This is a genomic window from Amycolatopsis sp. La24 (genome assembly GCF_029087445.1).
Lineage (GTDB): Bacteria > Actinomycetota > Actinomycetes > Mycobacteriales > Pseudonocardiaceae > Amycolatopsis > Amycolatopsis nivea.
The window spans coordinates 1-20,892 of sequence record NZ_JARACH010000100.1 but is presented as its reverse complement, the minus strand read 5'-3'; the positions used below and the strand labels follow the sequence as shown (position 1 = coordinate 20,892).

Below are 20,892 nucleotides of genomic sequence, written 5' to 3'. Positions count from 1 at the left end.
TCGGCAGCCTGTCGGAAATCCTGACGTCATGTCAGAGAGTCCACACCATCGAGTGAGAGCGCGCTGGCCAGCGCCCCAGCGTCGACAAAGAACAGCCAGCACCGACGAACACCGGGAAGTTCCGGTATCCGATCCTGCAGAGATCGCAGAATTCTCCGACGCAGCACAGGCAACCGACGACACCCACGTCGAGGTTAGCGAAGACTCGCTCGAGGACAGCGAGGCATCGCAGATCGAACTCGACTCGGCCTAACGTTCCAACGCCCTCACGGCAGCACCACCGATGTCGCAACAGCACGATCGGCGTCGAGCGCCTCGCCATCCACGACTCCCGCCGGCGCATCCACCTCAAGCTCTTGCGCACCTGAGCCTTCCTCCCGCGCGCAAAGTCCTGATCCGCAGAGAGATCGACCAGGCGACACCACCCTCGACCGTGACCACGGGAAGAACCAATGACCACCGCGTCTGACCGCACTCTCACCGAAGATGGCGCCACCGCAGACCGCCCGAGCGCTGCGAACGGCCATGCACCGCTTTCTCACCGGAGCCGTGCGCCACAGCGGAAGACAGCTGACTGAGCAAAACTGCGGAAGAAGCCGCGGAGTCAGCCGCGCGACCGTTTCTCAGCGCAGCACCGCAGATCCCGAGGCAGCCCACCGCGAGGACAAGATTCGGAAACTTCGGCTCAAACTAGCTGCTCAGAAACGCGCATGCACCGATCTCCAGCGCCACCCCGGTGCCGCAGCCACCGAGATCGCCGCACTGCACCACGGCGACATGCTGCTGAGTGAGGATCTCTCGGACGACACCCACCAGGGTCGTCGCCCTGGAGATTCCGACGTTTCCGCACAGCAGACAACATCGGGCTTCTGAACTTCCGCGACGCACCTCGTTCGGCGGTGCCACGACCGCCGACGCCATCGTCGTTGCGCAGGTCGAGGGAGTGCTTCTACAACAGTCACGCTGAGGCGCTCGGGCTCGATGCGGATGGAACCATCCTTTCCGCTCGGTGCAAGACGACTACAGCCCGACTTCGCTCTCGAAACGACCTTCTTCGAGTCGGGCTTTGATGGTGGTCAGGAACCGGCCCGCGTCGGCACCGTCGACGAGGCGATGGTCGTAGGTCAGTGCGAGGTAGGCCATCGAGCGGATCGCGACGGCTTCCTGGCCGTCCTCACCGATCACCACGACAGGGCGTTTCACGACCGCGCCGACACCCAGGATCCCGGACTGCGGCTGGTTAATGATCGGAGTGTCGAACAGCGCGCCGTTGCTGCCGAGGTTCGTCACCGTAAAGGTGCCGCCGGACAGCTCGCCCGGCTTGAGCTTCCCGGTACGCGCCCGAGCCGCCAAGTCCGCGGTCGCCCGGGCCAGACCGGCGAGGTTCAGCTCGCCCGCGTTGTGGATGACCGGAGACATCAGGCCGTCCTCCGTATCCACCGCGACGGACAGATGCTCCTGACCGAAATAGGTGATCTCGCTGGTCTCTTCGTTCAGATACGCGTTGACGACAGGGTGCTGTTTGAGCGCTTCTATCGTCGCCTTGGCGAAGAACGGCAGGAACGTGAGCTTGACGCCTTCCTTGATCTCGAATTCTGTCCTGGCCCGTCGACGCAGCCGCGCGACCCTGGTGACGTCGACCTCGAACACCTGGGTCAGCTGAGCCGAGGCCTGCAAAGATTCGCGGGTGCGCTTGGCGATGACCTGGCGGATCCGGCCCGCTTTCTGCACGGTTCCGGCGTTGCCCGGACGGGCGTCCGGCCCGCAGGAGCTGGCGTGCTCGGCGTCTGCACAGCGGGAGCCGATGCTGCTGGCCGAGCCGCGGGAGCCGACGGCGCGGCGACGGCTTTCCCCCGGTACTGGCCGTCGATGGCGGCGAGCACGTCCTGCTTGCGGATTCGGCCGCCCGCGCCGCTGCCCGTCAGCTTCGACAGGCCGATGTCGTGCTCGGCGGCGAGCCTGCGAATCAACGGCGTGGCTATACGCGGCTTCTGGTCGTCCTCCGAGTCGGCTGCCGGTGGCGCGGAGGACGACGCCACAGGAGGCGGTGCGGGCCGCGGCGGCGCGGACGGCTCCGGGGCTTTCTGAGGTACCGAGGCCAGCTCGGACTCGGCGGCCTCGGCGTCGTGCGCCGAGTCAGTCCCGTCATCGAGCACAGCGAGCTGGGCACCGACCTCGACGGTCTCGTCCTCTCGGACCACGATGCGCTGCAGGGTGCCCGCGGCGGGCGCGGGGACCTCGGTGTCTACCTTGTCGGTCGAGATCTCGAGCAACGGCTCGTCCACCTCGACGACGTCGCCCACCTGCTTGAGCCACCGGGTCACGGTGCCTTCGGTGACGCGCTCCCCGAGTTCCGGCAATATGACGGAGTAGGCCATCTTCCGCTGACTCCTCAGGCAGTCCAGCCGCCGTCGACGGTGAGGGTGCTTCCGGTGGTGTAGGCGGCCGAATCCGAGGCCAAGTAGACCGCGGCGCCGCCCAGCTCCGGCGGGCTCGCGACCCGGTTCTGCGGGATGTGGGCCAGGATCCGCTCTCCCCACTTGCTCGTCACCAGTCCTTCGGACAGGTCGGTGTGGAAATAGCCCGGGGCGAGGACGTTCACCCGCACGCCGCGAGGAGCCCATTCGACGGCGAGGACGCGGCTGAGCGCTTCGACGCCGCCCTTGCTGGCGGCGTAGGCGGCGATCCGGTCGAACCCGGTTCGCGCGTGCACCGACGAGACCGTGATGATCGAACCGGTGCCTTGCTCGATCATTCGCCGCCCGGCTGCTCGCGCGCAGTAGTAGGTGCCGGAGAGGTTCACGTCGAGCACCTGGGCCCAGTCGCGGTCGGCGCTGTCCTCGCTGCGACGGAACGACGGGCTGATCCCCGCGGCTGTGACGGCGACGTCGAGCCGGCCGAAGCGTCCGACGATTGCTTCCACACAGCTGTCGGCGAAGCCGGGCTCGGACACCGAGCCGGGCAGGACCATGGCGGAACCGACGTCGGCGGCGAGCTTGTCGAGGTCTTCGCGGGTGCGGGAGGTGACGGCGAGGGTCGCGCCTGCCCCGGCGAGGGCTTCGGCGATGGCTCGGCCGAGGCCCTTGCCCGCGCCGGTGACCCAGGCGACTTTCCCGGTGAGGTCGAACACGGTCATGAACGCAGATTCCGTTTCAGTACTTTGCCGGATGGTGTTCGGGGCAGGACGTCAAGGAACACCAGGTCGGCGGGGACTTTGAACTTGGCGAGCCGGGCCCGGCAGAACTCGATCAGGGCATCGCGGTCGGCCGGGGCTCCGGGGCGCAGAACCACGAACGCCTGCGGGACTTCTCCCCACCGCGGGTGGCCCATGCCGACGACGGCTGCCTCGACCACGTCCGGGTGCTCGTAGAGGACGCGTTCTACCTCCGGAGTCGCGATGTTCTCTCCGCCGGAGACGATCATGTCCTTCTTGCGGTCTTCGATGTAGAGGTAACCGTCTTCGTCGATGCGGCCGAGGTCGCCGGTGTGGAACCAGCCGTCGCGGAAGGCTTTGGCAGTGGCCTCGTCGTCGTGCCAGTATCCGGTGCTGACCTTGGGGCCGCGGAGGGTGATCTCGCCCAGCTCGTTCGGTGGAACGGGCATGCCGGCGTCGTCGACGATGCGGACTTCGAGGTGGACGACGGGGCGGCCGACGGAGCCGACCTTGGCCAGCATGTGCTCGTAGTCGTTGAACGTGTCTCCGGAGACGGTCTCGGTGAGTCCGTACGCGTCGGCGAACCACGCGTTGGGGAACGCGGCGAGGATCCGTTCGACCAGCGGGACGGGCATCTTCTCGCCGCCGCCGATGATGAACCGAATCGAGGACGTATCCCGCCCGGCGAGGTTCGGGAGCTGCAAGATCGCGTTCATCATCGCGGGTGCGAGCCAGATGTTCGTCGGGCGCTCGCGTTCCACGGTCGCCACGACCTCCTCCGCGTCGAACTTTCGGAGCACGATGAGCGAACCCCCGGCGTGCAGCGTCCCGATGCCGGGCAGGTCGAATCCGCCGACGTGATAGAGCGGCCCGCACACGAGCGTCGTGTCGGCCGCGGTGATGCCGAACTCGACGATGTGCGCCAGGTTTTTCCACGCCAGGTTGCCGTGCGTGATCCGCACGCCCTTGGGGCGGGAAGTCGTGCCGGAGGTGTACATCAGCCGCTGCAGTTCGTCCGGGGCGACCGGCGCGGGGACGACGGATTTCCCTTCGTTGGCGGCGAGCAGATCGGCGTAGCCGGTCCAGCCGGGTGCGGTGCCGTCCAGCAGCAGCCGGTGTTTGAGTGCCGGCAGCGAGAGCCGCTCGACCGCGGGCCGGAACTCCGGCTCGGTCAACAGCGCCACGGCGCCGGAGTGGTCGATGATGTAGCGCCATTCCTCCGGGGACAGCCGGTAGTTCAGCGGCAGGAAAGCGGCTCCGACCCGGTTGACCGCGAACGCGGTCTCGAGAAACTCGAGGTGGTTGTAGAGCAGGATGGCGACGACGTCGCCGCGGCCGACACCGAGTTCGGCGAGGCCGGCGGCGACCGCGTCGACGCGGCCGAGCAGTTCGCGGTTGGCGAGTGCACGGTCGCCCTGTCTGAGCACGATCTGGCCCGGGTTGCGGCCGGTGTTGTGGTCGAGGATCGCCGCGAAGTTTGACATCAGCGCTCCTGCGCGTGGAAGCTGTGCAGCTCGCTGCCTGCCGGACCCCAGTGGATCGTGCTGATCATCCCGCCGTCGGCGACCAGGTCGGTGCCGGTGACATAGCCGGCGTCGGGGCTCGCGAGGAAGGCGACCGCGCGGGCGATGTCGTCTGGCTCTCCGATGCGGCCGAGCGGCGTGTTGGCCACGGTCGCCGCGTGGATGGCGCTGTTGGAGAGCGTGTCGCGGTTGAGTCCGCTGTGGACTACGCCCGGGCTCACGGAGTTGATCCGGATGCCGTCCTTCGCCAGTTCCGCGGCCAGCTGACGGGTCAGCGCGAGCACACCGCCCTTCGCGGCGGTGTAGGAGGAGAAGCCGTAGCCGGTGTGCCCGGCGATCGAGGCGATCTGGACGACGCTTCCGCCGCCGCCGGCTGCCATCAGCGGAATGACCTGCCGGAGCAGGATGAAGTAGCCAGTCAGGTTGACGTCGAGAACCCGGCGCCATTCCTCGACGCTCGACTCCAGCAGGGTCTTGCGCACGATGATGCCGGCCGCGTTGACGAGAATTTTCGGCGCGCCGAAGCGCTGGGCGGCCTCGCGCACCGCGTCGGCGACCTGGGCTTCGTCGGTGACGTCGACGCTGAACGCGGCGGCGGCGGGCAATTCGGCTGCTGTCTTCTCGGCCGCTTCGCCGTCGGCGTCGAGCAGGGCAAGGGCAAGCCCGGATTCCGCGATCCGCTTGGCGCAGGCGCGGCCGATCCCGGAACCCGCGCCGCTGACGACCGCGCATCCTGCTGTATCCACTGCAGTTCTCCTGTTCTCCCGGGCTTCAGCCCATCGCGTAGCCACCGTTGACGTCCACGACCGTGCCGGTCATGTAGCTGGCTGCCGGGGAGGCGAGAAACGCCGCGACCCGGGCGATCTCCTCGGGCCGGGCCAGCCGTCCCAGTGGGTTGTAGTTCTCGGAATACCCCTTGTCGCGGACCATTTCGGTGTCGACGACGCCCGGGGCGACGGCGTTGGCGAGCACGCCGTTGCGGGCTTCGGTCTTGGCCAGCCACTTCACGACCGCGTGCACGGCCCCTTTGCTGGCCACGTAATGCGGGCCGGCCAGCACGCCCCCGACTTTGCCCGCGACCGAGCCGATGCACACGACGCGCGAGTTGTGTCCGCGCAGGAACGGCAGCGCGCCGTCGATGCACCAGAGCGTTCCCTTGACGTTCACGCCGAGCACGAAGTCCACTTCGGACTCGGAAAGGTCGCCGATCGCGACGGTGTCGCCGTAGACCGCGGCGCAGGTCACCAAAGCGTCGAGCCGCTGCTGCGGCCCGGCGGCCTGGGCCATCGCGGCGGCGATGCCCTCGCGGTCGGCGATGTCAGCCCGCAGACCGGCCGCGCTGCCGCCGAGTTCGGCGATCTCGGCGACGGTGCCGGCCGGGTCGTGCAGGTCCAGCGCCGTCACGTGGGCTCCGGCGAGGGCGAGTTCGACGGCGATCCGGCTGCCGATCCCGCGTGCGGCGCCGGTGACGACCGCACGCTGCCCGGCCAGGGAGGCCGGGCCGCGCGGGTCGAGCGCTCCGGAGGTCACGTCGCCTTCTGCTTTTCCTCGTGCGCGGCCAGTTCCTCCATCAGCACCGGCACGCCGAGGGTGCAGGTGTGGATGCCGAGCACGCTCGTCAGCTCCAGCACCTCCATGATCTCCTCCTTGGTGGCGCCGTAGCCGAGCGCGTTGCGGATGTGCTGGCGCAGGCCCGGCTCGTAGAGGTGCGTGGTGGACGCGTCGATGGCGGTGTAGATCAGTTCCTTGATCTTCGGTTCGAGCACGCCCTTGCGCCACGGCACGGCCGAGAACTCGAGGTAGGCGTCGAAGAACTCGGGATCGAGGCTCAGCAATCCTTCCCAGAACGGATTCCAGTAGCCGCGTTCTTTGATGAACGCGTCGCGCAAAGCGTTCTGGCGGGCGACGTCTGTTCCGTTGCCGGACACCGGTTCCTCCTTACTTCGCGGCCAGCTCGGCGCGGCGCCGGGCAGTCGCGTCCTCGTCGATCTGCAGGCCTTCCGGGTCCCCGTGCGGGTCGCCGGTGATGACGACGCCGTAGTCGCGGTAAGCGCCCTCGATCGTCACGTACTCGTCGCGCACGTCCCGGCACACTCGTTCGGGACTGCGCTGCAGCGGCGATCCCCAGCCGCCGCCTCCGTTGGTGAGGTAGCGGAACACCGCGTTCGGTTTGGTGTGCCAGACCGGGGTGCTGGCGAAATAGAAGTACTCGCCGTCTGGGTCGACCGTCTTGGTCCGCGGGTCCAGCATGCCCGCCACGGGCGTCGAGCCGGCGTAGACCTCGGGGCCGGTGCCGATGAGATCCTTGTCCTTCGGCACGTTCTTGCAGTCCGGATCGAAGACCCAGGTCGCGCCGAGCGCACCCTCCTGCCCGCCGTAGACGCCGACGCCGCTGGCGGACTTGGTGTGCAACGGGCTCGACCAGTGCTCCGCGGCCGTCAGGTACAGCGTGTCCTTGAGCACGGCTGCGCCGCCGCGGTTCTCCCCGGCTCCGGAGCTGTCGGGCGCGTACTCCTTGCGCAGCACGACGGCAGGCAGCTCCGACTCGATGGCTTCGGTCGCCGGGTCGAGGTTGTTGGCCTGATAGACGACCGAGTAGCTGTCGGCGTCGCCGGCCTCGGTCGCTCCCCACGGACCGTGCTCGCCGCCGCACTGGGCGGTGGTGACCCATGGAGTGCCGTCGGCGAGCACGCCGTTGGCGTTGTGGATGTTCAGCGAGCCGTAGTCGCCGCCGACTGCCTTGCGGCCCAGCGCTTTTTCGAGCGCGCGGAACACCGCCAGCAGCACCGGCCCGGTGCTCTCCCAGTACAGGAATACCGCGCCGTCGGGCGGAGTGGCGCTGATGAACGTGCCGGCGGGCAGCACGATGTCGATCGGCCGGTACGCCCCGGAGGTGAACGGGGCGGCCGGGTCGATGAGGAACTTCAGCGCCACCCCGACAGCGGTCTTGGTGTCGAGGATGCCCGCATTGATGCTGGTGCGGGCTTGCGGGGAAGTGCCGCTGAAGTCCAGTTCCATCCGGTCGTCCGCCTTGACGATCTTCAGGCGGATCTTGTATTCGATGGAATCGTCGACGCCGTCGCAGTCGATGCCTTCCTCGGCTTCGTAGACCCCGTCCGGCAGCTCGGCCAGCGCCGTGCTCATGGACTCGGCCGAAACGTCGGTGGCGTAGCGGATCGCGCCGAGGTAGGCCTCGGCTCCGTACCGCTCGACGCTCTCCAGGATGAGCTGCTCGCCGAGCAGCAGGTTCTGGTAGATCGTCTTGATATCCGGCAGGAGCAGCGCGCAGAAGCGGGCGTTGTCGAAGATGAGGTTGAACGCGGACTTGACCGGCTTGTTGTTGCGGTACAACAGGGTCGGCGCGATCACGAGGCCGTTCTCGTAGACGTTGCGCTTCGTGCCGCTGAACCCGGCCGGGACCACGCCGCCCATGTCGAGCTGGTGGGCCCGCAGGGTCACGAAGGAGATCAGCTTGCCCTCGTGGAACACCGGCCGGATGAAGCAGATGTCGTTGACGTGGTTTCCGGCGCGGTACGGGTCGTTGCAAATGATCACATCGCCCGGTTCGACGTTCTCCGGCCCGTACTCCTCAATGGTGTTGCGCACGGCCTCGGACATGGTGCCGAGGAACATCGCGAGGCTGTTGCTCACCGAGGACATGGGGTAGTTCTGCTCCGGCGGGCCGGAAATCGTGGCGGCGAAGTCGTACCAGTCGCGCAGGATGAGGGAGAACGCGTTGTTCAGCAGGCCGGTGCACATGTGCTGCACGATGTAGCGCATCCGGCTCGCCAACACCGACGCGGTGAACCGGTCGGAGCCGTAGAGTTCGGCGAACTGCGCGTCGTCGAGGTCTTTCAGAGAGGTCATGGTTCACGCCTTCCGGATGCGCAGCTCGCCGTAGGCCCCGACCGTCGCGATCTGGTCGGGGACGAGGAAAGTGGTGGACAGCGGTTCGCGGATCACCGCGGGGCCGGGGATCCGGTCCCCGGCGCGCAAGTCGGCCCGCTGGTACTCGCCGGCGTCGAGCACCTCGTCGGTGAGGTAACGGATCTGCAGGGTGCGGGTCGGTTCGGCGGACTCGCCTTCCGGCCGCTCGGGCAGTGTCGGGTACTCCACCTTGTCGGCCTTCACGACCGCCTGGACCCGGTAGGTGACGCCCTGCACCGGCAGCGCCTCGAAACGGTTGCCGGAGCGTTCGGCGTAGGCGTCGTGGAAGTTGGCGACCATCGTCGCGATCGCGTCGGCGTCGATCTCGCCGTCGGGCACGCCGACGAACGGCGTCTCCCAGGTCTGCCCGGCGAGGCGGCCGTCGAAGCTGCGGACGAAGGTGACGTTGCCGCGGTCCTTCTCCTGCAGCCGTTCGCGCAGCCGCTCCTCCATCGAGTGATAGACCTTGTCGACCTGTTCGGCTGCCTCGGCGGTCAGCAGCGTGTAGGCGCTGCGGCTGTCCGCGTAGACCAGGTCGGAGCTGACCAGGCCGAGGGCGGAGAACAGACCGGGGTGCGGGGGCACGATGACCTCGGCCGCGTGCACGAGGTCGAGCACCGCGGGCAGGAGCATCGGACCGGCCGCGCCGAACGCGACGAGGCTGTAGTCGCGCGGGTCGACGCCGTGCTGGATGGCGATGTTGACGACGCCCTCAGCGATGTTGTTGATACCGATGTTGAACGCGTAGCTGACCCGTTGGTCGAACGACAGCTTGGAATCCAGCGCGTCGAACGCCTGCCGGGACAGGTCCGGGTCGAGCTTCATGCGGCCGCCGGCGAACCCGTCCGGGTCGATGATGCCCATCAGCAGGCAGGTGTCGGTGGTGGTGGGCTGGGCGCCGCCGAGGCCGTAGCAGGCCGGGCCGGGGTCGGCGCCGGCACTGCCGGGGCCCACCTTCAGCTCGCCCGCGGCGTTGATCGTGACGAGGCTGCCGCCGCCCGCGCCGATGCTGGAGATCTCGTTCGAGAGCGCGTTCACGATCAGGTCGTGCTCGAGCTCGAACGTGGTGTTCACGAACGGCCGTCCTTCGGTGACCATGCTGATGTCGCAGGAGGTGCCGCCGACGTCGGCGCACAGCAGGTTGCCCGCGCCGATCAGATCGCCGAAGTGGGCGCTGGACACCGTTCCGGCCGCCGGGCCGGCGAACACGATGCGGAAGGGGTGTTCCATCGCCACATCGGAGCGCACCAGCTGGGCGGCGCAGTCCGCGAAGTTGAGGTCGCCGGCGAAGCCGAGCTCTTTCAGCCCCGCGTCGAGCCTGCGGGTGTACTCGTCATAGGTCAGCCGCATGAACACGTCGACCACGGTGGTCGAGGCGCGGGCGAATTCCTTGGCCAGCGGGGAAACTTCGCTCGAGATGGAGACCGGGATGTCGCCCAGCTCTTCGTGCGCGAGCTGCCGCAGGCGCTCTTCGTGGTGGGAGTTGACGTAGGCGTTGATGAGGCAGACGGCCACGCCCTCGACCCCGCACTTGCGCAGGATCCGCAGTTCCTCGCGAGCGTGGTCCTCGTCGAGCTGGATCAGCACACCGCCGTCCGCGGTGAGCCGTTCCCGGATGCCGCGGCGCAGGTAACGCGGCACCAGCGGCCGGTTCGCGTCGCCGTAGGAGCGCCGCCAAGACGGATTCATCAGGCCTTCCACCGGCCGCCAGGTGCGGCCCATGTCGAGGATATCCCGGTGTCCCAGCGTGGTCAGGAACGCGATCTTCGGCAGCCGGCGCGTGATGATCGCGTTCAGGCCGTGTGTGCTCGCATGGTTGAAGACAGCGGAGCCGGCCACGCCGATCTCCTCTGCGCCGCGCAGAACGCCGCGCTCGGTGGTGCGCACGTCCGTAGCCACCTTGACGGTGCGGATCTCTCCGCCCTCGATCGCCACTACGTCCGTGAACGTGCCGCCGACGTCTACTCCGATCATGAATCGTCCCGCCTTTCGTGAATCGTGGTCAGTTGACGTCGAGGCCGTCGGAGGTGAGCACGATCGGGCCGAGCAGCGGCCCGCGTTCGCGGCTCACCGATTCGAGCGTCTTCTGGTGTTTGACGACGGTGAACCAGCCGCCTTCGGTCAGTACGGGGTAACGGCGGAAGTCGGCCGCAGCGGAACCCGGGAAATCACGGGCGAGATCGACGCCGAGCGCTGCCAGCTCTTCGACCGTGACTTCCTCCCGCGCGACCGAGAGTCCCTCGGGGACAGGTGATTCGACTGCATCCATGGGCCATCACTCCGGTGTGTTGTGCCGCTGCCGAGTTTCGTGTACCAATCGGTCTAAGAAACCGTGATGGAGAGCACTGTAGGTCTCCGGCAGCGGCCTGACAAGCCCGGACCGGGTGAGGAGAGGAGCTTCGGCATGACGGCACGGGTACGGCTCGAGATCTCCGGCCGCGTGGCGACCGTCCGCCTGGACGCGCCGCCGCTGAACGCGTTCGACACCGGGATGCGGCGCGATCTGGCCGACGCGGCCGACGCGCTGGCGGCGGATCCCGGCGTCCGCGCGGCGGTGCTGTACGGCGGTCCGCAGTGCTTCGCGGCGGGCGCGGACATCAAGCAGCTGGCGGAATTCGGGTTCGAGGAGATCTCCGGCTGGAACCGCGAGCTGCAGCAGACGTTCACCCGATTCGCCGAGCTGCCGGTCCCGGTCGTCGCGGCCGTCGCCGGCTACGCGCTGGGCGGCGGAATGGAACTCGCCCTCGCCGCCGACTTCCGGATCGCCGCCTGCGACGCCGTCCTCGGGCTGCCCGAGGTGCTGCTGGGGATCATCCCCGGCTCCGGCGGGACGCAACGCCTGACCCGGCTCGTCGGACGGGCCAAGGCGAAGGAGCTGATGATGACCGGGCGGCGGGTGCCCGCGCGGGAAGCCGCGGCCTTGGGCATCGTCGACCGTCTCGCCGAGGATCCCTACGAGGCCGCGTTGAGCTTCGCGCGGGAGCTCGCAGCCGGCCCGCGGTTCGCGATCCAGGCGATCAAGGAGGCGGTCGACCGGGGAGCCGACCTGCCGATCGCGGGCGGGCTGGCGCTGGAACGGTCCTTGATCGCCGGCCTGTTCGCGACAGCGGACCGGGACACCGGCATGGCGTCGTTCCTGCGGCACGGACCGGGCAAGGCGACGTTCGACGAGCCCGCCTAAAGTGAACGGACCGCTGCGTACTGGAGGGAACGATGCCGAGACCACCGGGGCACGGGCCCGGCTACGAGGTCAAGCGCCAGGAGATCATCGACCAGGCGGCCGCCCTGTTCGCCAAGCAGGGCTACGCCGCCACCGGCATCGCCGAACTGGGCCAGGTCGCCGGGCTCGCCAAGGGCGCGCTGTACTACTACATCGGCTCGAAGGAAAACCTGCTCGTCGAGATCCAGGACCGGGTGCTGGGCCCGCTGCTGACCGCGGCCCGCCGGATCGCCGCGCTCGACGAGGACCCGGTGCTGCGGCTGCGGCTGCTGTCGGAGACGCTGCTCGGGAACATCCTCGCCCGGCTCGACCACATCTGGGTCTACGAGCACGACTACCGGCACCTGCGCGGAGCCAACCGCACCCGGCTGCTGCGCCAGCGGCGGGAGTTCGAGAAGATCGTGCTGGACCTGCTGGCGGAGGCCATGGAGACCGGCGCGTTCCGCCGTCTCGACCCCAGGCTGGCGATGCTGCAGTTCCTGAACCTGCACAACCACACCTACCAGTGGGCCCACCGCAACGGGCCGTGGGACGCGGAATTCCTGTCGCGCGAGTACTGCGCGACGCTCATGTCGGGCTTCTGCAGCGCCGGCTACGACGTGGCCGGGCTGGAGAAGCGGCTCGCGGAATACCGCGACCGCTCCTCCGCCTGAGGTCCGCGCCCGCTCAGGCGGCGGCGGCCTCCCGCACCGCCGCGGCGATCGTCTCCTTCGAGGGCAGCCACACGCGCTCCAGCGACGGGCTGTAGGGCGCGGGGGTCCGCTCGGCGCCGAGCCGGATGACCGGGGCGTCCAGCGTCCAGAACCCCTCGCGAACGGCCACCGCGGCCAGTTCCGCGCCGACGCCGAACTCGCCCACCGCCTGGTGCGCCACGACCAGCCGCCCGGTCTTGGCCAGCGAGCGCAGCACCGTCTCGGTGTCCAGCGGCGCGATCGTCCGCAGGTCTATCAGCTCGACGCTGATGCCCTCGGCGGCCAGCTCCTCGGCCACGCCTGCGCAGTCGTGCACCAGCTTCGAGTACGAGACCAGGGTGACGTCGGTGCCGGTCCGGCGGACCGCCGCCTTGCCCAGCGGGACCAGGTGCGAGGCGGGCGGCTGCGGACCCTTGCGCCCGTACATCAGGCGGTTCTCGACGAACACGACCGGATTCGGATCGCGGATCGCGGCACGCAGCAGCCCGTAAGTGTCGGCCGGCGTCGAGGGCATCACGACAGTGAGGCCGGGGATGTGTGCGAGCAGCGCTTCGAGGCTCTGCGAGTGCTGGCTGCCTGAGGATTTCCCTGCGCCGAACTGGGTGCGCACCACCATCGGGAGGCTCACCGCGCCGCCGGTCATGAACCGCAGCTTGGCCGCCTGGTTCATCAGCTGGTCGAGGCAGACGCCGATGAAGTCGAAGTACATGACCTCCACGATCGGACGCAGCCCGGCCATGGCGGCGCCGACCGCCGCGCCGATGACGGCGCTTTCCGAGATGGGGGTGTCGCGGACCCGGCCCGGGTACTTCTCGGCCAGGCCCCGGGTCAGGCCGAACACATTGCCGCCGGCCCCGACGTCGATCCCGGCGAGGAACACCGAGTCGTCGGTCTCGAGTTCGTGCTCGATCGCGCGGTGCACCGCGTCCATCGTGCGGAAGACCTCGCCGGCGGCTTCGACCGGCTCGGGCACCGGCTCGCGCGGGACGCCGACGAAGTGGTGCAACGTCTCCGGAGAGGGCTGCGACGCGGCGCGGGCCTTCTGCACGGCGGCGTCGATCTCGGCCTCGACGGACTCGTCGACCGCTGCCGGGTCCTCGCCCAGCTCGCGCAGCCGGCCGGCCAGCCGGATCAGCGGGTCGCGCTCCTTCCACTCGGCCAGCTCGCCGGGGTCCCGGTACTTCAGCGGGTCGCCCTCGTAGTGGCCGTGCCAACGGTAAGTCTCTGCCTCGACCAGCACCGGTCCGGCTCCCGCGCGCAGGTCGCCGGCCACGCGCGCGACGAGGTCGGCGACGGCGACGACGTCGTTGCCGTCGACCTGGTGGAAATCCATCGCGTAACCGGGCGCCCGGTCGGCGAGCGAAGCCCGCGTCTGCGTCGCGCTCGGCGAGAACTCGGCGTATTTGTTGTTCTCGCAGAAGAAAATCACCGGAAGCTGCCACACCGAGGCCAGGTTGGCCGCCTCGTGGAACATGCCCTGGGCCACGGCACCGTCGCCGAAGAAGGCCAGAGCGACGCCGCCGTCGCCGCGCAGCTGGGCCGCGGTCGCGGCGCCCACCGCGATCGGCACGCCCGCCGCGACGATGCCGTTGGCGCCGAACACGCCGCGGCGCGGATCGGCGATGTGCATCGATCCTCCGCGTCCGCGGCACGTCCCGGTCTCTTTGCCCATGAGTTCGGCGAACATGCCCTCGACGTCGATCCCCTTGGCGATGCAGTGCCCGTGCCCGCGATGGGTGGAAGTGATCACGTCACGATCGTCCAGCGGCCAGCAGGCTCCGACCGCCGAGGCCTCCTGCCCGATCGACAGATGCAGGAAGCCGGGGATCTCGTTGTTCCGGTACAGCCGGGACGCCCGGTCCTCGAACTGCCGGATCAGCCGCATCCGCCGGTACATCCCCACCAGTGTGTCCGGCTCGCTGTCGAAAGCCGTTGCCAGGTCGCTCACCCGGGTGGAAGTCATTGCGCTCCTGCCCTTGCCGTCCATCGATTTCCGCCCGGCCTCTTGACATCGCGCCGGGAAGGACGATTCTTGTACCGATTGTTCGAAAAAACAACTCCCAGTCGGAGGTGATCGGCGTGCACGCACTGCGCTGGCACGCGAAAGACGAGCTGCGCCTGGACGAAGTGGGCGCACCGGCGCCGCCGCGGCCAGGCCAGGCGGTCATCGCCGTGTCGTACTGCGGGATCTGCGGAACGGACCTGCACGAGGTAGCCCACGGGCCCAACCTCATCCGGCCCGGCGCACATCCGCTCACCGGGACGAAACCGCCGATCACCCTCGGGCACGAGATGAGCGGCACTGTCCTCGCGCTCGGCTCGCCGGCACCCGGGATCGAGGTCGGCACCCGGGTCGCGGTCGATCCCTGCCTGCGCTGCGGCGTCTGCCGCTGGTGCCGCCGCGGCGAGTACCACATCTGCGCGAAGGGCGGCTCGGTCGGCCTGGCCTCCGACGGCGGCTTCGCCTCGCACGCCACCGTCCCCGCCGAGGGCCTCGTCCCGATCCCTGACGGAGTCTCCGACGAGCACGCCGCCCTGGCCGAGCCTTTGGCGGTCGGCCTGCACGCCGTCCGGCGAGCCGCCGTCCAGCCCGGCGACAACGTGCTGCTGCTCGGCGCCGGCCCGATCGGCGTCGCCGCACTGCTGGCCGCCAAGCTCGCCGGCGCCGCCGGGATCTACGTCAGCGAGCCAGTCCCGGCCCGCGCCCGGACCGCAGCGGAACTCGGCGCCACGGAGGTCTACGACCCGGCCGCCGCCGACGTCCGGCGCGAGGTGTTCCTGCGCACCGGCCGCATCGGACCGGACGTCGTGGTCGAGGCCACGGGCCGCCCCGAGCTTGTCCGGCTGGCGGTGACGACCGTCCGCCGCGGCGGTCGGGCCGTGCTCTGCGGGATCAGCGGCGCCGAGGCGTCCCTGCCGATCACCCAGATCGTCCCGTTCGAACGCACCGTCGTGGGCTCGCTCGGCTACAACTACGACATCCCCCGAGTCCTGGACCTCATGGCCGCCGGACGGCTCGACGCCGCCCCGCTGCTCACCGGGGTGCGCCCGCTCTCGGCAGGCGTGGACGCATTCGCCGAGCTGGCCGCCGATCGAGGCAGCCACCTCAAGATCCTCCTCGAACCCGGGCGGCCCTGATGCCTCACGACACGACCGCCACTGCGCAGCCCTCCAGGACCGCACGACACCACACGGAGCACTGATGGACTTCGACCTGCCCGAAGAGACCGTCGCACTCAAGCAGCTCTGCCGGGACTTCGCCGCCAAGGAAATCGCCCCCTTCGCCGCCGAGTGGTCCGAGCGCTGCGAGTTCCCGACCGCGGTGTTCCGCCGGCTCGGCGAACTCGGGCTGATGGGCATGCTGGTGGACGAGAAGCACGGCGGCGCGGACGCCGGGTTCGTCTCCTACGTGGCCGCGATGGAGGAGTTCGGCGCGGCCGACCAGTCGGTTGCCTCCGCTTGGAACGCGCACTCCACCATCGCCGTGCTCCCGCTGGCGACGTTTGGCACTCACGAGCAGAAGGAACGCTGGCTGCGCCCGCTCGCGGAAGGCGAAGCACTCGGCGCGTTCGGCCTGACCGAACCGACCGCGGGCTCCGACGCGGCGGGCATCCGCACCCGGGCGCGCAGAGCCGACGACGGCTGGGTGCTGGACGGCACCAAGATGTTCATCAGCAACGCCGGTACTGAGATGAGCCTCGGCGTGACAGTCCTTGCCGTCACCGGCGAGAACGAGAACGGTTCGAAGCGCTTCGGCACCTTCTTCGTTCCCGACGGCACCGACGGTTACACGAAGGGGCAGCCGCTGAAGAAGCTGGGCTGGCACGCGCTTGATACTCGCGAACTGGTCTTCACCAACTGCTGGGTCAGCGACGACCACCTGATCGGCGAAGAAGGCAACGGACTCCGCCAGTTTCTCGAAGTCCTCGACGGGGGCCGGATCAGCGTCGCCGCCTTGTCGCTCTCCCTCGCTCAGAAGGCCCTCGACCTAGCCGTCCGCCACGCGAGCGAACGCGAGCAGTTCGGCCGGCCGCTGCACCGCTTCCAAGCCGTCGGCCACAAACTCGCCGACATGGCGACCGAGATCGCCGCGGCCCGCTGGCTCGTCTACAACGCCGCGTGGCTCGCCGACCAAGGCCGCCCCTTCGGCACTGCCGCGGCGATGGCGAAGCTATACGCGTCCGAAGTCGCGAACCGCGCGGCGAGCGAAAGCCTCCAGATCCACGGCGGCTACGGCTTCATCCGCGAATCCACCATCTCCCGGTTCTACGCCGACGCCAAAATCCTCGAGATCGGCGAGGGTACGAGCGAAGTCCAGCGCAATGTAATCGCCCGCGCCCTCACTCAAACCACGAACTGGCCCATTTCAACCAGGCGATAATTTCGTAGTGCCGGAGGAGGTGGACAGCTTTAGCCTGGACCCTCGCTTGGGATTCCGTGTCGGCTCGCAATTTGGCACGGTTTACCAGCCCTTTCCGGCCCCAGGGCAGTCGATGGCCTGCTGGCGGTGCGGAGCGACGGCGTTGAGCCACGATCGAAGCTGAGACGTGGCTCAGGGTCGGAGCAGACACGGCCCGGGCGATGATAATGCGGCGACGCAGGGTGCCGCCTCTGGGCCGCAGCACGGAGCCCGGTTCGCGTTCACCGCCTGGCCCGCCCCGACGCACAACCGACGACCGACACCGCACGCTGCACCGCTGCCGCTCAATCCTGGGATCGGCTGCGCCCCAAGCTCACCCGCAACGGTGGCCAGGCCCGCCACGACAACCAACTGCCGAGCATCGAGGGCACCGTGATCCGGCTGCAGGTCGAGCGACTGCCCGGTACCGGAAACTCGAAAACGTTTGTGGCTGTGGCATTCTGCCGTCACGAGCACGTCCGAACGGGTGTACCGGTTATGGCAGATGTTCTCGCGGCGCTTCGACCTGGAACAACCTTCTCTGGTTCCGCAAACAGACCCTGGAGTGGATCGCGCCCCGCCTGCGGACTCCCAAGACGGCCGATCGGTGCATCTGACTGATGCTGGGCACGCATACCCCGCTTCGACTGGCGCGCGGCATCGCCGAGGATGTCCGGCACTCCTGGGGAGCGCTCGGCACCGACACCTGACCGGTTGTCACCGGCACGCATCCGGCCGGGATTTCGACGCGTTGGACCGGCCGCTGGGTCCCCCGCAAACCCGCCGACGGCGTCGTCCAGGTTCAGTTGACGCCCACCGGCCTGTCGTCGTTCCGGATCGACCGGGCCGCGCGTGAGCAGTGGCGCTCCATCGCCGAACGGGCACCGGATGACGCCACCGCCGACTACCTCCACCAGGTCTTCGAACCCACCGGACGCGCGATCGACGGGCTGGAGAAAGCGTTGGCGGGTATGGGCCTGCTCGACGAAGCGCTCGCTCTCGACCTGCGTCGTCCCCAGCACTACTTCCACCGCATCTGGATGCCTGTCCTTCCGAGCGACCGAACTCGCAGGCGGCTCCTTCCCCATCAGCAACGACGATTCTTCGGAGCCTCAGCCGTGAACAGCCCTCACTGCTCGTCTCGCACGGCTGCGGCAACGGCGGCCCGACAAGAACGTACTGCTGCGGCAATCCAGCGCGTTCACGACGCCGTCGCGCAGATGCGCCGGGAGAAGACTCCGATCACCGCCGCCGGCGTCGCACGACGAGCTGGCGTCTCCCGAACTTTCCTCTACGAGAACCCCCGACGCGTGAACTGCGGTCAGTACGACCAGAACGGCCGCAGCAACCCGACCGCGCAGCCACGGATGCTCGGCACGAAGCCGAAATCGAGGCCTCGTGGCGAGAACGAGCGCTCAACGCAGAGGCCACGCTGAAGCCTGCCCACGAGGAGATTGTCAAGCAGCGCAAGCACATCGGCGACTTGATGGGTCAGATTCGCGACATGGAGACCGAATGCACCGAAGATTCGATCCTCCGTATCACAACCGAGAACATCACGCTCAAACAACAGGTTCACCAGCTCACCGACGGCAACCAGAAACTTGATGACCGGCTGAAGGCTGCACGCTCGAACGTCCGATTCCATGAGCGGCGAATCGCCGAACTCGAAGTACAGCTACTCGATTCCACCGATCGGAGTTGACATGCAACCCCGTCCACACAGGTCCGACACAGTTCGTCGGCCAACCGGCTCAACCGTCAGAGGCCGTCATCACCTCAACCACCGGATCATTGGCGCGCCAAGTCACCCACGCTTCTTCAGCCAGCTGTCGCTGATCGGCGCGAACTTGTTGATATCGAACATGATGCTTGACCAGCAGACTGTCGATGGTCTTCCAGATCCGCCGAAGGTGAAGGCCCAGGTCGATCGACAGCTCGGCTGCCGAGATAGGCCACGACCGACGCATCGGGTCCAGCTTTTCCAGAAGCCTGGCACCCTTGGGCACCGGATGACCGCCAGTATCGCAGTGGCCCCAGTACTCCTCGTTCGAGAACTTGCCGGTGAGTGTCCGCATCTGCTTCGGACTGAAGGAGTTTCGGATCTCGGCCGGAGTGCTCTGGCCCCACCGTCGCGCGTGATCGAGATCCTCGTTGAACAGCACAAGCAGATACTCGCACTCGATGAGCTGGCGAATCACCGCGCCCACAGCGTAGTAGCGGCGCTTCGCCACCATCGCTACTGCCGCGTCCGCCAGTTCAGTGCTCATGCTCGCGACCGTCGCTACCGCCCAAAGCGGCACAGCCTTTGCGGGGTCCGGCTTTTCGCCACGATCAGGCTGCACTGCCTTGCGGGCCGTGATCCACGAATCGATTGCGAACCAGTCTTCAATGTTGACCAATATGCCCAAGATCGTCGAAAGGAACTGCATTCGCGCAGCACCGTAACTCTCGTCGAGCAACGCCCGCCGAAAGTCATCACGGGCTTCGTCATCGAGTTCGTCACTGGTCGCCATGTCAGCAACGTAGTCACCCCGACACGTCGGTGCACACATCGGTCGCCGCATCGTGGCGAACATGTAAGCTTCGAATTATCGCAGGTCACCGGTGTCGCACGGGCCGCCATGGTTGGTAAAACCAAAGAAGTCGCCGGATTCCGTCGTCTCGTCGTGCCGAGCCCGCCCGCGAACGGCAGAAACCAGGACTCTGCCCCGAATCCGGAAGTATATTGGGTGGCCGACGTTTCCCTGACGAAAGCCCTCCATCGCCGCAGCCGGCTGGACCTCGCAGGAGGACAACGATCTGACCGCAGTGCTCGGGCCGTACCTCGTCGCGTTTCTGCCTATCGGGTTCCCCGGTATCTCAAGCGCATGGCCGGTCGTCGGTTCTTCGCACAGCCCGTCAGAACCACCGTCAATTTCGCTCCGCAGCCAATCGCAAGCGGTCATCGGACGAAGACCGCTTCGCCGTCGCACGATCTCGTATCGACGAAGCAGACCGAGCATCGCCGAGCGGCGTGAGCCGCGAGTCGGTTCACGCTTCCATATCCAGCGGCTTCCTCAGGAGACTCCCGATGCCTTGGCCCATACTTTCCGCCCTGATGGCCGGTGATTGCTGTACACCGACAATTGTGCTTGCCTCGCCATTTGGCGACTACCTGCGCGACCCGCTTAGCATGTTCCAGAGCGTTGCCTCTTACCTGCGAGACCTAGTCCTGACGTTAGGACCATTCGGAGCGCCGGTCCTCGCCGTCGCCATCGCCGCGGCGTCGGCCGCGCGACTGCGGTGGCGACGCCGCTACCAGGAAAGACTGGCTGCTGACGCACGTCTCGTCACTGTGCAGGCACCGCCGACGGTCGACCCAACCGGCGCGATCACCGTGTGGTCCAACCTGGTCGGGCTGCTTCGGCCCGGCTGGCTTCGCCGCTTCAGCGGGCAACCCCACGTCGGGTTCGAGCTCACCTTCACCTCCGACGCTGTGCGCATCCGGGTCTGGGTACCCGGCGTTGTACCTCCCGGCATGGTCGAGCGCGCCATCGAAGCAGCCTGGCCCGGTGCCCACACCCGGACCTCTCCGGCCCGGCCGCCAATCCCGCTCACCGCGACCGGCCGCCGCGTCAAAGCCGTCGGAGGCGAACTGCGGTTGGGCCGCTCGGAAGCGCTGCCCATCCGCACCGAGCATGTAGTCGACCCGATCCGAGCGCTGCTCGGCGCACCGGTAGGGCTCGGACCGCACGAACGCGCGTGCGTCCAGGTACTGGCACGCCCCGTCGCCGGCCGCCGGGTGGCAAAAGCCCGGCGAGCAGCGCGCCGGCTGAACGCAGGCAGCTCCGCCAGCCTCACCAGCCGACTGCTCGACCTCCTCACCGACGTCATCTCGCCAGGAAAGACCTCCGGTGTCTCGACCAGCACCCGAAAACCCCAGCTGGATCGCCAGACCAGTCTCGAGTACGCCGCCCAAGACCGCGCTGTTGTGG

General features: G+C 68.1%; 18 protein-coding genes and 2 pseudogenes. 9 read left to right on the top strand and 11 right to left on the bottom strand.

Features of this window, described 5'->3' with window-relative positions; genetic code table 11:
- Window positions 1-253: hypothetical protein (locus PUT80_RS44430; RefSeq protein WP_275295737.1), on the top strand; the 253-nt coding region annotated here is incomplete at its 5' end.
- A gap of 233 nt (window positions 254-486) precedes the next feature.
- Window positions 487-873: a hypothetical protein gene (locus PUT80_RS44425; protein WP_275295736.1), complete on the top strand. Its 387-nt coding sequence runs from the start codon at window positions 487-489 to the stop codon at window positions 871-873.
- Between the two features lie 147 nt (window positions 874-1,020).
- Here the strand turns inward: PUT80_RS44425 and sucB are convergent.
- From sucB to PUT80_RS44380, 9 genes and pseudogenes are all read right to left on the bottom strand, one after another.
- Window positions 1,021-2,378, bottom strand: a pseudogene (sucB, locus tag PUT80_RS44420) (2-oxoglutarate dehydrogenase, E2 component, dihydrolipoamide succinyltransferase).
- A 14-nt stretch (window positions 2,379-2,392) separates the two neighbouring features.
- A complete protein-coding gene (locus tag PUT80_RS44415) occupies window positions 2,393-3,136 on the bottom strand; it encodes an SDR family oxidoreductase (protein ID WP_275295735.1) in 744 nt (247 codons plus the stop codon).
- On the bottom strand, window positions 3,133-4,638 hold the full coding sequence (locus PUT80_RS44410; protein ID WP_275295734.1) for a long-chain fatty acid--CoA ligase: 1,506 nt from the start codon (window positions 4,636-4,638) through the stop codon (window positions 3,133-3,135). Before PUT80_RS44410 ends, PUT80_RS44415 begins: the two co-directional genes overlap by 4 nt.
- Window positions 4,638-5,423 (bottom strand): SDR family NAD(P)-dependent oxidoreductase, encoded by a 786-nt coding sequence (locus tag PUT80_RS44405; protein ID WP_275295733.1) that lies wholly within the window; start codon window positions 5,421-5,423, stop codon window positions 4,638-4,640. Before PUT80_RS44405 ends, PUT80_RS44410 begins: the two co-directional genes overlap by 1 nt.
- A gap of 25 nt (window positions 5,424-5,448) precedes the next feature.
- Window positions 5,449-6,207, bottom strand: coding sequence for an SDR family NAD(P)-dependent oxidoreductase (locus tag PUT80_RS44400; RefSeq protein WP_275295732.1), 759 nt, complete (start codon window positions 6,205-6,207; stop codon window positions 5,449-5,451).
- Complete coding sequence (locus tag PUT80_RS44395; RefSeq protein ID WP_275295731.1) at window positions 6,204-6,605, bottom strand: carboxymuconolactone decarboxylase family protein; 402 nt, start codon at window positions 6,603-6,605, stop codon at window positions 6,204-6,206. Before PUT80_RS44395 ends, PUT80_RS44400 begins: the two co-directional genes overlap by 4 nt.
- A gap of 10 nt (window positions 6,606-6,615) precedes the next feature.
- Entirely contained in the window at window positions 6,616-8,544 is a 1,929-nt protein-coding gene (locus tag PUT80_RS44390; protein ID WP_275295730.1) for a hydantoinase B/oxoprolinase family protein, read from the bottom strand.
- Window positions 8,545-8,547: 3 nt separating this feature from the next.
- The gene (locus PUT80_RS44385; RefSeq protein ID WP_275295729.1) at window positions 8,548-10,578 is read right to left on the bottom strand and encodes a hydantoinase/oxoprolinase family protein; all 2,031 of its coding nucleotides are present in this window, start codon (window positions 10,576-10,578) and stop codon (window positions 8,548-8,550) included.
- A 28-nt stretch (window positions 10,579-10,606) separates the two neighbouring features.
- The gene (locus tag PUT80_RS44380; RefSeq protein ID WP_275295728.1) at window positions 10,607-10,873 is read right to left on the bottom strand and encodes a hypothetical protein; all 267 of its coding nucleotides are present in this window, start codon (window positions 10,871-10,873) and stop codon (window positions 10,607-10,609) included.
- Between the two features lie 135 nt (window positions 10,874-11,008).
- Here PUT80_RS44380 and PUT80_RS44375 point away from each other — a divergent pair, with 135 nt between their 5' ends.
- Window positions 11,009-11,785, top strand: a complete 777-nt coding sequence (locus PUT80_RS44375; protein WP_275295727.1) for an enoyl-CoA hydratase-related protein — start codon at window positions 11,009-11,011, stop codon at window positions 11,783-11,785.
- 32 nt (window positions 11,786-11,817) lie between these two features.
- Entirely contained in the window at window positions 11,818-12,477 is a 660-nt protein-coding gene (locus PUT80_RS44370; RefSeq protein WP_275295726.1) for a TetR/AcrR family transcriptional regulator, read from the top strand.
- 13 nt (window positions 12,478-12,490) lie between these two features.
- On the opposite strand, the gene PUT80_RS44365 is transcribed toward PUT80_RS44370, so the two are convergent.
- Window positions 12,491-14,479 carry an alpha-ketoacid dehydrogenase subunit alpha/beta gene (locus tag PUT80_RS44365; RefSeq protein WP_275295725.1) on the bottom strand — a complete coding sequence of 663 codons (1,989 nt, stop codon included), beginning with the start codon at window positions 14,477-14,479 and terminating at the stop codon, window positions 12,491-12,493.
- A gap of 116 nt (window positions 14,480-14,595) precedes the next feature.
- Here PUT80_RS44365 and PUT80_RS44360 point away from each other — a divergent pair, with 116 nt between their 5' ends.
- The 4 genes from PUT80_RS44360 (at window position 14,596) to PUT80_RS44345 (ending at window position 18,620) form a co-directional block, all read left to right on the top strand.
- Complete coding sequence (locus PUT80_RS44360; protein ID WP_275295724.1) at window positions 14,596-15,654, top strand: alcohol dehydrogenase catalytic domain-containing protein; 1,059 nt, start codon at window positions 14,596-14,598, stop codon at window positions 15,652-15,654.
- Window positions 15,655-15,718: 64 nt separating this feature from the next.
- A complete protein-coding gene (locus tag PUT80_RS44355) occupies window positions 15,719-16,897 on the top strand; it encodes an acyl-CoA dehydrogenase family protein (RefSeq protein ID WP_275295723.1) in 1,179 nt (392 codons plus the stop codon).
- Between the two features lie 824 nt (window positions 16,898-17,721).
- Complete coding sequence (locus tag PUT80_RS44350) at window positions 17,722-18,351, top strand: DUF6262 family protein (RefSeq protein WP_275295722.1); 630 nt, start codon at window positions 17,722-17,724, stop codon at window positions 18,349-18,351.
- Between the two features lie 68 nt (window positions 18,352-18,419).
- Entirely contained in the window at window positions 18,420-18,620 is a 201-nt protein-coding gene (locus tag PUT80_RS44345; RefSeq protein ID WP_275295721.1) for a hypothetical protein, read from the top strand.
- Between the two features lie 49 nt (window positions 18,621-18,669).
- Here PUT80_RS44345 and PUT80_RS44340 read toward each other — a convergent pair whose 3' ends face one another.
- Window positions 18,670-19,431 carry a hypothetical protein gene (locus tag PUT80_RS44340; RefSeq protein WP_275295720.1) on the bottom strand — a complete coding sequence of 254 codons (762 nt, stop codon included), beginning with the start codon at window positions 19,429-19,431 and terminating at the stop codon, window positions 18,670-18,672.
- 584 nt (window positions 19,432-20,015) lie between these two features.
- On the opposite strand from PUT80_RS44340, the pseudogene PUT80_RS44335 reads away from it, so the two are divergent.
- Window positions 20,016-20,892, top strand: a pseudogene (locus PUT80_RS44335) (type VI secretion protein); the annotation flags it as partial.